This is a genomic window from Roseivirga sp., from assembly GCF_965216855.1.
Lineage (GTDB): Bacteria > Bacteroidota > Bacteroidia > Cytophagales > Cyclobacteriaceae > Roseivirga.
Genome location: NZ_OZ244204.1, coordinates 1,643,866 through 1,655,000 on the forward strand (window position 1 = coordinate 1,643,866; position 11,135 = coordinate 1,655,000).

Consider the following 11,135-nt stretch of genomic DNA (forward strand, 5'->3'; position numbering starts at 1 on the left):
TACGATTATTTGCTGCTTGGTTGACCTGACCTTTCGGCTCCACTTCTTTCAGTTGAAGGTCTCTGACCACCACTTCTGCCACCACGGCCATTCATCATATTCTGAAGCTGAGAAGGATCAGTGATACCTCTGTCTTTCAGTCTTTGAATCATTTCTGGCGACATTGGCTCTCCATTAGGTAAAACCCACTTAGAATCATCATTCAATGGAGTTTCTGGTGCTATCTCGTATTTCTGATTTCTCTTACCATCCAGTTCAGGCAACAATTTAGGCTCTTTTCCTTCAGCACTCTCAGGTCTTGACAGATACAAAATATCTCCTTCTTCAACACCAGATTCAATTACGGCTTCATTACTGTTAGTCATACCTACCAGTACTTCCTGAAGTGTTCCGTTCTTCTTGATGACATAGTTGATTGAATCGTTGTAAACATTCAAACACTCCAATGGAACATAAACTACGTCTTCCAGCTTTTGAGTGATGATTACGTTACTGGTTGTCATCGCAGGTCTTAAATCACCATCTCTTTCATTTACTCTGGCAATTACTTCGAATACCTTAGCATCTGAGTTCGGGTTCTGCTGACCTACGCGAGCTACACGCGTAACTCTACCAGTTAATTTTTTCTCAGGGAAAGCATCCAAACCGATTTCTACAGGCTGACCTACTTTTACTTTTCTGATATCTACCTCGTTGATGTAGGTAGTAGAAATCATGCTTGAAAGGTCTGGTAACTCGGCTACTTCCGGCATCCAAACCTGAATCTGAGAACCTTCAACGATTCTCTCGCTTCCAGACTTGGTGTAAATTACCATTCCCGCCTGGGGTGCCATGATCGTGAAGTCTTCTAAAACTTCCTGCATGTTGTCATATCTGCTTTGTCTTCTTCTTAAATCAGAAGTCTCTTCGATCATTTTAGCTTTAGCCTGCTCGATTTTCAGCTGATATTCTTCAATAGCTCTTTCCTTATCTCTCTTCAGCTTCTCAAGTTCATTCTGGTATTTCTTGATGGTGGCTGGTGGCTCATACTGAGACTGCTCCAATTGAAGGTTCTTTTCTTCAATCTGATAATCGAGGTTGATTAGTTTATCTCTTTCTCCTCTTAAGGTAAGCGCTGTATCAATCTTAGCGTTCTCATATTCAGCGATCTGAGCATCCAACTGATCTTTTTCCTGCTGGATCTTATCATAAAGCTCACTTGGGTCTAGCTGGGCTACGAAATCACCTTCTTTTACCTGAGTACCTTCTTCTACCAGTCTCTGAACAGTAATTTGTCTGATACCATATTCTCTGGCGTTAACCGGTCCCATAATTTTTGTAGACCTTTCTGCTGAAAGCTCACCGGTAGTAGTAACCTCTACGGTAAACTCACCACGCTCTGCAGTGGTAAACAATGCAGGGCCTTCTTCAACAGTTGAAGGATTCAGGAACATGGCCGCTACAATAACAACGGTGACAACAACACCGAAAATGATCAATTTTTTCTTCATGACTTTTTGCCTATTCTAAATTCGTTCGCGAAATTATGTTTATTCTTAGTTCGATTTAATCCACCTAAAAAACTTTAGTACCTCTGAAATAATTAGTTAATGAGGTTTTTATCTGTTTAACGGACTTATCTTTTAACCTGTCTGGATATTATTTGTTCGTAAGCCCTGGTGTCTTAAACCTTTGTTTTTTAGATGATTGAGAGGGTTTAATGGTTTAATGAAAAAGTTTCCATTTATAAGAGCGGTAAATATTCCTCATAATTCGGTTCATCTCTGTTTGGATGGCACTCCCTGATCTATATTGATTTCTATCTTTGTCGAAACTTAGACAATGAAGAGAATCATAAGTTTAGCACTTCGGTACGTTCCCCGTAAATATTTACAGTATGTAAGCCATTATTTTTTGCGGGTTATCAGCATTTTCATGAGAGGCAACAATGTGGAGTGCCCTATCTGTGAAATCAGCTACAGGAAGTTCCTACCCTATGGTCGCCTGAACCCAAGGCCTAATGCGCTTTGTCCTGATTCACTATCACTGGAGAGACACAGACTGATGTGGCTGTACCTTAAGGATAAGACCAATTTCTTCACTGAGCCACACAAGCTGTTACACATTGCCCCTGAACTATGCTTCATTAAGAAGTTCAAGTCTATGGAGAATCTCGACTATACCACAGCTGACCTCGAATCTCCTCTGGCTGATGTAAAAATGGACGTGCATGAAATTCCCTTTGAGGACGAGACTTTCGATGTGGTTTTCTGCAATCATGTAATGGAACATGTAGATAATGACATTAAGGCCATGTCGGAGATTCACAGAGTACTTAAACCTGGCGGATGGGCTATCATTCAATCTCCGCAGGATTACAGCCGTGAGGAAACTTTAGAAGACCCAAGCATTACCGACCCCAAAGAAAGGGAAAGGGTTTACTGGCAGTCGGACCATGTTCGATTGTTTGGTATGGACTATGGCAAGCGCTTGGAAAAGGCTGGTTTTACAGTGACTGAAGATCGTTATGTAATGGAGTTACCGGAAGCTACGGTAAAGCGCTATGCCTTACCGGCTAATGAGATCATTTATTTCTGTGCGAAAAACTGATTCCCACGTGGTTTAATCACTTCAGCAATCATTCCTACACCGTAGCCAAAAAGCTGCATAAAAGAGCTGACAATGCTTAACACACCTACTCTCAGGCTTTTATTCTTTACTGTACTGTGAAAGAGTATGCTGACAAAATAGGCAATCAGAAGAACTGCTCCCAGTTTGAAAACGGGTAGGTATAACCAATAGAAAGCAAACCAAACAACCAGGCCTAAAACGAAAAAGAGGGGAAGTAAATGCACTAACTTGATTTCTCCCGGCCAAAATCTGTTCACATTGATACGGGCACGTCCAAAAAAGTGCAGCTGTTTGTAGAGTTGGCTGAGGCTCGTTCGCCTTTTATGATAAACAAAGGCATCAGGAATAAGAGCTGTTTTAAAACCTTCCTTCAGTATCCGTATACTGAATTCGATATCTTCTCCCATGCGGGTAATCTTGTAACCTTTCGTTTGCTCAAATACCTTTTTTGATATCCCCATATTGAAACTCCTGGGGTGAAACTTACCCACGTGCTTTTTATTCCCCCTAATACCACCGGTAGTTAGTGGTGAGGTCATGGAATAGCTGATGGCCTTTTGTAAGGAATTAAAATCGGGGTGTGCCCTATCCGGACCTCCAAAAGCATCTACAGTATGCTCCTTTAAAAAATCATCTACACTTTGAAAGTAATGTGATGGTATAATACAATCGGAATCGAAGACCAGTATATAGTCGCCCTTCGCCCTTTCAAATCCATAGTTACGGGTAAATCCCTGCCCGGAATTCTCCTTGAAATAATAACTGATGTCCAGCAAAGCTTTGTATTTGCCTACAATATCAGCGCAGGTATTGGTAGAGCCATCTTCAACAATAATGACTTCAAACCCGGTAAATGTCTGTAATGTAAGAGACTGAAGTAACTCTTCTACTTCCTGAGGTCTGTTGTATACCGGTACAACTACTGAATAGAACCGCATTATTCAATTCCTACAGTTTGCTCAATGATGTAATCATTCTTACGGGAATTATTCATAACCATCATCTCCCCGATAAATCCGGCCAAAAACAATTGAACTCCGATAATAATAGCCGTCAACGCTAAAAAGAACAAAGGCTGCTCTACAACATCTCTATACTCTGATGATTTGAGAATATAGATGGCTCTCATCTTTTCCCAGATGATCCAAAGTACCATGACAAACCCGGCAAGAAATGAAAGTGAGCCGAGGCTGCCAAAGAAGTGCATAGGGCGCTTCTTATATTTGCTGACAAAGGAGATAGAGAGTAAATCGAGGAAGCCATAAATGAAGCGTTCCAGTCCAAACTTGGTCTTGCCATATTTTCTGGCTCTGTGCTCCACTACCTTTTCACTAATTTTAGTAAACCCGTTTCTTTTGGCTATGACCGGAATATACCGATGCATCTCACCATAAATCTCAAGCGTTTTAACCAGCTTTTGATCATATGCCTTTAAGCCACAATTGAAATCATGCAGCTTAATTCCGGAAATAATGCGTGTGACTCTATTGAAAAACTTAGATGGGATGGTTTTAGTAATTGGATCATGTCTTGTCTTTTTCCAACCTGATACCATATGGTTCCCCTCTTTAATCATTCGATATAGCTCAGGGATTTCATCAGGGCTATCCTGTAAGTCGGCATCCATAGTAATGACCACTTCCCCCTGTGTATGTCTGAAACCTGTATTTAATGCTGCAGACTTGCCGTAGTTACGACTGAAACGAATACCCTTTATGGGGTGTTGAGCCTGTAGTTCTTCTATAACCTTCCAGGAGTTATCTGTACTGCCATCATCTACCAGGATGATTTCATAAGAAAAGCCATGTGAGTTATTCACACGGCTTATCCATTCTATTAATTCCGGAAGTGACTCTTCTTCATTGAAGAGTGGTATAACAATTGAAATGTTGATCAAACTAGAATTCTTCTTGTTCATTTTTGTTGATGGCTGAAACAATTGATCCCCAGATCAAGCCACCGAGCAAAACTACAATGATCCCAACTATTAAACCAAACTCTGGGTTTGTAAAACCTGCAGTAAATCTTTGAGCCTGTTCTATTTCTTGCTCCGACATTCCTTGTTGCCTCCATGTATCCTGCATGGCTTGTTGCATTCTATCAACTACTTCAGGATCAATGAATTTCACATATACATAGTTAATTACATTTCTCACTACACCTGCAATGAGTGCAGCAATCATGGAAATTCTAAATCCTTCTCCAAAACTCATGTAGCCTCCATTGGCGGTTTTGAATTCCTTTGTTGCCATAGCATAACAGAAAATTGCTACAGCAATAAATACAAGCATCATCCAGCTGAACTGCTTTTCGAGAAAAAGAGGTACTAAAGCTGCTACTGTTGTGATTAATCCATAAATGAGGCCCCATTTTTTGGCAACCTGGCCGGTGGTTATTTGCTCTTCCATTGTTTCTAATTAAGGTTGAATACTTGAAAAATACTTATTTCTAACAAGTTTACCTATTCGACCTCAAAAACAGCAGACTTTTACTTGAGCGAAATATATGGCCGATCAGCGTAGAAATCAGCCCTTGTGAGTTCTAAGAATGATAGAGAAGATAGGGGCCAGAAAGAACCCAATGAGCACCCTCTTGACAAATTCGCTCCAGATATCATCGAACATAGAAATCTCTTTGAGCCCTTCAATTCGGGAATTGTAACTCTCCTCTCCAAACTGATCGATCCATTGTTGCTTTTGAGAAATGACCAACTCTCTCTGGAATTCTAGTTTATCCTGAAGATATGATGGTTCAATGACATTGATAAACAGTATATAAAGCAGCGTGAATACCAGTGCCATTGTTACAAAGCTCATAAAGGCGATAGACATACCATGATAGAATCTCAGTTCACCTCCATTATGATACTTCTTGAATTCTTTGATTGGAAGAAACGAAAAGAAGCCAACAACAACTACAGATATGATCAGCGTAATTAAGCTCCATCCGGGGATACCTATGTAATGAAAAACAACGAAGGCCAGCATTAGCATGACGCCTCCTACTGCACCGTATTGCATCCCAATACGTGGAATAACAGGCCTAATCTTCATATCGATTTAAAATAAGCTGTCCCTGGTTTACAATACCAATCACTTTTCCACTTAGTTTTTTACCCAGTAAAGGGGAAGCTACTGACTTAGATAAATTCGCTTTTGGTCCAAACGTCCACTCCTCATGATTAAAAATAGTGATACAAGCTTCAGCTCCTTCCTGAATTGCAGGAGTTTCTTGTTTCAGTAAGTTTCTTGGATGAGAAGTGACCAATGGCAGATAATCAATTGCTTTCTCTCCAAACACTTCAAATAACACACTATAGAAAGTTTGTTGATTGCTGGAACCGAAATCAGCCAAATCAAACTCCAGTTTCTTACTCTCTTCATCGTGAGGAATATGGTCTGAAACCAGGCAATCTATCGTACCATCTTCAACAGCGGCTATTAAAGCAGCTCTATCTGATTCTGTTCTGTAGGGCGGGTTTACTTTTAGGTTAGTGTCGTAGTCTGACAAATCTTCATCTACAAACCTGAGGTAGTTAATTCCTGTATCGCAAGTAACCTTCAGTCCTCTTTCCTTTGCAGCTCTGATCAGTTCAATACTTTCCTTTGAAGAGACCATTGAAAAGTGGAGTTTACCACCAGCATATTCCAGCAGTTTCAAATCTCTTTCAATCATAACAGACTCTGCCAAAGTGGGCATACCCTTTAAGCCCATCAATGTACTGGCCTTTCCTTCATTCATGTGACCAAAGGCCGTCAGCATTTCATCTTCGGGTTTGTTGATTAGCAGGCCATCGAACTTTTGCAGGTACTGAAGCCCTTTTAGCATAATATCTGTATGCCATATAGGCTTTAATCCATCACCAAACGCTACTGCTCCTGCGGTATGAAGATCAATCATCTCTGTAAGTTCCTTTCCTTCACAGCCCAAAGTCACCGCAGCCATTGGGTGCAGTTGAACTGTAGATCCCTTATTCCATTTCAGATAATATGAAATAGCATTTTTGGTACTGTTTACTGGTTGTGTATTGGGTAGTAAAACCACATCAGTAAATCCACCTGCAGCGGCCACTGCACAACCTGACTCAAGATCTTCCTTATGTTCATTACCAGGGTCCTGATAAAGGGCTCTCATATCGAACCAACCTACTGACACCATCAGGTTGTTGGCACTGACTACTTCACCATCAAAATCAATCTGATCATCAATTTTAGCGATGATTCCGTTAGAGATTAATATGTCTTTTTTTGATAAGTGAAGGGGAGATGATTGGTCTATGATTTGAGCAGATCGGATTAGAAACTCCATGCTACAAATATCGGATTAAAATTATTTCCACAAAAAGAAAAAACAGTGCCGCCAACAAAGCATATTTCCAAAGTGGGATACCTGCTACACCTGCTTCCAAAAATCTGGCTACATCACCCTGGGTTTCCGGCTGAATAACAGCTACATGGTTGAGATTATTTAAGTCTTGAAGCACTTGCTGATCTAGCTGTTTCAGATCGGATTCTGCCTTTGGAATATTGAATGATAGTGTACCCAACTCGCGGTCTTCAGACATCAGACTATATTGTCCTTGTTGAATAACATCCTTCGGAATTTCCAGAATCAGCTGATCAGCATCCATTCGTTGGTCGGGTGTTAAATCTCCAGAGGGGGCACTCAACCTAAAAATACTATTAGCCTGCAAATTATCAACGGGGTAAAAGAGCGTTTCACTGTCTGTATAATAATATAGATTTGACAGGTTTGCTTTGCTGCCTAGTGCTAGTTTGTACATCACTGGCACAAAAAGAGCATGGTTGGTATATGAGGTATAAGCTTCATCAAATGCTGAAGAATAAAACAGCAGGTTTCCGGGCGTATTGACTTTGGAAAGAAAGCTTCTCCCATTCCTGAATTGAAGATAATCCAACTCACTATTCAGCAATCTAAAACTGATAGTGGCCTCAGGCATTTCTATGTTTTCATTTTCATCTTCAAAGACCCCCTGAAACAAAGGGTTTTCAAAATTCGGCTGAGACAGTTCCAGCCTTTCATTTACTCCGGAAGATGTTACAATACCCAACTTAGCCAAATCGGCATTGCTACTGGACTGATTCGGAATAACCATTACTGTCCCGCCAGACTCCAGCAGGTTCCTGGCTACATTCACCAGCTGATTAGAAAGTTCTGCCACCTGGTTAATGACCAGAAAATTAGCCGAAGTGATCACTTCATTGTCCAAAAACCTTGAATCTAATCGATTGAACTGAAAAACCTCATTATCATCGAACAGCGCTCTAACAAACGTTGGTGTACCGGCCTCAAACACTTCCACAACCCTGACTCTATCGAGTTGGTTAACCGATGCATAAAAACTGTTGTCGAATGACAGAGTTGGATCTTCCAATTGAAGTTCCAAACGGTCTAAGCCAGGGGTATTCGCCTGTAGTTCAAATTGATGTTCAGCCACCAATTGATTTCCGAAATCCAATTCTGCTGTTGAGAAAAGCTGGTCGTCTACCATCAATTTGAGGTTCAATACTTCGTTATCTCTGAAGTTTCTTCTTAGTCTGACCTTTAAAAGGTTAGCAAATGTGCCTGATAAAAAGGTGTTCTCTAAATAGACTGTGTCGACAAAAACATTCGATATATCCTCTGAAGTTACTGGAACTATATAGTGTGTACTCAACGAATCAGACGTGATAGCTCCAAAGTCTCGTTTATTCTGAAAATCTGACAGGTAGTAGATATCACCTTCAAAGCCACTTCCTTTAATGCGACTAGAAATCTCTTCCATACTACGGTCTACACCTACTTGTTGTATCTCGGTTAGTAACTCCTGAAGAGATGCTTTGGTATAATCGGCTGAAACAGAATTGGAGTATGCGTTTTCAATAAAGTGGAATACAGTGCCATCCGGATATGAGTTAACAATTGAATTGGCATCATTCACTAACTGATCAAAACCAGTAGCTCCATTAGCACTCAGCGCAGAAAGACTTTCAGAATTATCAAGGTAGATCAATACTTCACTCCCCAACTCAAGGTTATTATCCTCATCTTTAAACAGGGGTTGGGCGAATGCCAACACTAATAGGGAGATTCCCAGTATGCGGCAGGCCAGAATCAACAATTCTACCGGTTTCCTTTTAGCCGAACTTTCTTCTTTAATTCTCCTCAACAATGCCGTATTAGAGAACTGAACACGTTTAACCCTTCTAAGATTAAACAGGTGAATAATTACTGGAATTGAAATGGCCAATAGGCCAAATAGAATCTGAGGATTAGCGAAAGTGATGATGTTCAGAATAGCTCTCATGGATATGTTCTCCAAGTGAATACGAAAGCTAAAAAATTTCTTTTCACTAATAGGGAATAAATTACTCCGCTTATCAAATAGTTAGGTCTATTGGGAAATATCAACCATTATAAACGCAAAAAGGTCATCTTATGAGGGATGACCTTTGGTTAAATAAGGTTGGCGACTACTTACTCTCCCACCGGTAAAGGCAGTACCATCAGCGCCAGTGGGCTTAACTTCTCTGTTCGGAATGGAAAGAGGTGGACCCCACCGCTATAATCACCATAAAATCTTAAATATTTTATGACATATTAATTGTAAGAGTATCACACAAGAGGGTTTACGGGCCCCAGGTATTAAACCCGGGGCTCTAACGGAAAGTATTCGGGTAATTAGTACTGCTCAGCTATGACATTTCTGCCTTTACACCTGCAGCCTATCAACGTCATCATCTATAACGCCCCTTAAAGGAAGTCTCATCTTGAGGTGAGTTTCGCACTTAGATGCTTTCAGCGCTTATCTCTTCCTAACGTAGCTACCCAGCAATGCACCTGGCGGCACAACTGGTACACCAGCGGTTAGTCCAACTCGGTCCTCTCGTACTAAAGTCAGGTCCTCGCAAACTTCCAACGCCCACAACAGATAGAGACCGAACTGTCTCACGACGTTCTGAACCCAGCTCGCGTGCCACTTTAATGGGCGAACAGCCCAACCCTTGGGACCTTCTCCAGCCCCAGGATGTGACGAGCCGACATCGAGGTGCCAAACCTCCCCGTCGATGTGAGCTCTTGGGGGAGATCAGCCTGTTATCCCCAGAGTACCTTTTATCCTTTGAGCGATGGCCCTTCCATGCGGAACCACCGGATCACTATATCCGTCTTTCGACCCTGATCGGCTTGTAGGCCTCACAGTCAAGCACCCTTATGCTATTGCACTCTGCGCACGGTTACCAAGCGTGCTGAGGGTACCTTTGAAAGCCTCCGTTACTCTTTTGGAGGCGACCACCCCAGTCAAACTACCCACCACACACTGTCTCCCAATTCAGGGATTAGGCATCAGATAAATAAAGGGCGGTATTTCACCAACGACTCCAACATGCCTAGCGACACGCCTTCATAGTCTCCCGCCTATCCTACACATCATTTACCCAATACCAATGTGAAGCTATAGTAAAGGTTCATGGGGTCTTTTCGTCCCGTTGCGGGTAAGCGGCATCTTCACCGCTACTACAATTTCACCGAGCTCGTGGCTGAGACAGTGCCCAGATCGTTACACCATTCGTGCAGGTCGGAACTTACCCGACAAGGAATTTCGCTACCTTAGGACCGTTATAGTTACGGCCGCCGTTTACTGGGGCTTCAGTTCAGCGCTTCTCTTACGATAACGCCCCCCCTTAACCTTCCAGCACCGGGCAGGTGTCAGGCCTTATACTTTATCTTTCGATTTCGCAAAGCCATGTGTTTTTGCTAAACAGTCGCCTGGGCCTTTTCACTGCGGCCTCTCATCCGAAAATGAGGAGGCGCCCCTTCTCCCGAAGTTACAGGGCCATTTTGCCTAGTTCCTTAGCCACGGATCACTCGAGCACCTTAGGATTCTCTCCTTGACTACCTGTGTCGGTTTACGGTACGGGTACCATATACATTACTTAGAGGTTTTTCTTGGAAGTCTGATTAGGGCCACTATCCACGCTGCCGAAGCATTGTGGTACTATCAGGTTCAGCTAGTCTGGCGGATTTGCCTACCAAACCAATACCTACTCCCTTTAACGAACTATTCCGTCAGTTCGCGGGCCTTTCACTACTCCGTCACCCCATCGCTGTATACGGTAGTATTGGAATATTAACCAATTGTCCATCGACTACCCCCTTCGGGTTCGCCTTAGGTCCCGACTAACCCTGATCCGATTAGCGTTGATCAGGAAACCTTAGTCTATCGGTGGGCGGGTTTCTCACCCGCCTTATCGTTACTTATGCCTACATTTGCTTTTCTATACGCTCCACAGCCCATTACCAGGCTGCTTCTCCGCAGATAGAATGCTCCCCTACCCAGTATTAAATACTGCCTTAGCTTCGGTACTATACTTGATGCCCGATCATCATCGATGCTCTGTCGCTCGACCAGTGAGCTGTTACGCACTCTTTAAATGAATGGCTGCTTCCAAGCCAACATCCTGGCTGTCTAAGCAACTGAACCGCCTTAGTTCAACTTAGTATAGATTTAGGGACCTTAGCTGAAG

At 42.3% G+C, this 11,135-nt stretch carries 8 protein-coding genes and 2 rRNA genes (1 of these 10 running past the window's edge); 1 reads left to right on the forward strand and 9 read right to left on the reverse strand.

From position 1 onward, the window contains the following. Window positions 1-5: 5 nt before the first annotated feature. On the reverse strand, window positions 6-1,490 hold the full coding sequence (locus ACOOEY_RS07395; RefSeq protein WP_420388032.1) for an efflux RND transporter periplasmic adaptor subunit: 1,485 nt from the start codon (window positions 1,488-1,490) through the stop codon (window positions 6-8). 331 nt (window positions 1,491-1,821) lie between these two features. Here ACOOEY_RS07395 and ACOOEY_RS07400 point away from each other — a divergent pair, with 331 nt between their 5' ends. Next, entirely contained in the window at window positions 1,822-2,589 is a 768-nt protein-coding gene (locus tag ACOOEY_RS07400) for a methyltransferase domain-containing protein (protein ID WP_420388033.1), read from the forward strand. On the opposite strand, the gene ACOOEY_RS07405 is transcribed toward ACOOEY_RS07400, so the two are convergent. The 8 genes from ACOOEY_RS07405 to ACOOEY_RS07440 form a co-directional block, all read right to left on the reverse strand. After that, entirely contained in the window at window positions 2,568-3,548 is a 981-nt protein-coding gene (locus ACOOEY_RS07405; protein ID WP_420388034.1) for a glycosyltransferase, read from the reverse strand. The genes ACOOEY_RS07400 and ACOOEY_RS07405 overlap by 22 nt on opposite strands. Then, window positions 3,548-4,528 (reverse strand): glycosyltransferase family 2 protein, encoded by a 981-nt coding sequence (locus ACOOEY_RS07410; RefSeq protein ID WP_420388035.1) that lies wholly within the window; start codon window positions 4,526-4,528, stop codon window positions 3,548-3,550. The genes ACOOEY_RS07405 and ACOOEY_RS07410 overlap by 1 nt, the downstream gene beginning before the upstream one ends. Further along, the gene (locus tag ACOOEY_RS07415; protein ID WP_420388036.1) at window positions 4,509-5,018 is read right to left on the reverse strand and encodes a DUF4199 domain-containing protein; all 510 of its coding nucleotides are present in this window, start codon (window positions 5,016-5,018) and stop codon (window positions 4,509-4,511) included. Before ACOOEY_RS07415 ends, ACOOEY_RS07410 begins: the two co-directional genes overlap by 20 nt. Window positions 5,019-5,135: 117 nt before the next feature. Next, window positions 5,136-5,663, reverse strand: a complete 528-nt coding sequence (locus tag ACOOEY_RS07420) for a DUF4199 domain-containing protein (RefSeq protein ID WP_420388037.1) — start codon at window positions 5,661-5,663, stop codon at window positions 5,136-5,138. Further along, the gene (locus ACOOEY_RS07425) at window positions 5,653-6,918 is read right to left on the reverse strand and encodes a dihydroorotase (RefSeq protein ID WP_420388038.1); all 1,266 of its coding nucleotides are present in this window, start codon (window positions 6,916-6,918) and stop codon (window positions 5,653-5,655) included. The genes ACOOEY_RS07420 and ACOOEY_RS07425 overlap by 11 nt, the downstream gene beginning before the upstream one ends. 1 nt (window position 6,919) lies before the next feature. Continuing rightward, on the reverse strand, window positions 6,920-8,932 hold the full coding sequence (locus ACOOEY_RS07430; RefSeq protein ID WP_420388039.1) for a BatA domain-containing protein: 2,013 nt from the start codon (window positions 8,930-8,932) through the stop codon (window positions 6,920-6,922). 142 nt (window positions 8,933-9,074) lie between these two features. Beyond that, a 5S ribosomal RNA gene (gene rrf / locus ACOOEY_RS07435) occupies window positions 9,075-9,186 on the reverse strand. A gap of 85 nt (window positions 9,187-9,271) precedes the next feature. After that, window positions 9,272-11,135, reverse strand: a 23S ribosomal RNA gene (locus ACOOEY_RS07440); it runs 1,017 nt beyond the window's last position.

Excerpts from the sequence above, each read along its gene's own strand:
- ACOOEY_RS07395 (WP_420388032.1), bottom strand. The coding sequence starts at position 1,490 with ATGAAGAAAAAATTGATCATTTTCGGTGTTGTTGTCACCGTTGTTATT.
- ACOOEY_RS07400 (WP_420388033.1), top strand. The coding sequence starts at position 1,822 with ATGAAGAGAATCATAAGTTTAGCACTTCGGTACGTTCCCCGTAAATAT.
- ACOOEY_RS07405 (WP_420388034.1), bottom strand. The coding sequence starts at position 3,548 with ATGCGGTTCTATTCAGTAGTTGTACCGGTATACAACAGACCTCAGGAA.
- ACOOEY_RS07410 (WP_420388035.1), bottom strand. The coding sequence starts at position 4,528 with ATGAACAAGAAGAATTCTAGTTTGATCAACATTTCAATTGTTATACCA.
- ACOOEY_RS07415 (WP_420388036.1), bottom strand. The coding sequence starts at position 5,018 with ATGGAAGAGCAAATAACCACCGGCCAGGTTGCCAAAAAATGGGGCCTC.
- ACOOEY_RS07420 (WP_420388037.1), bottom strand. The coding sequence starts at position 5,663 with ATGAAGATTAGGCCTGTTATTCCACGTATTGGGATGCAATACGGTGCA.
- ACOOEY_RS07425 (WP_420388038.1), bottom strand. The coding sequence starts at position 6,918 with ATGGAGTTTCTAATCCGATCTGCTCAAATCATAGACCAATCATCTCCC.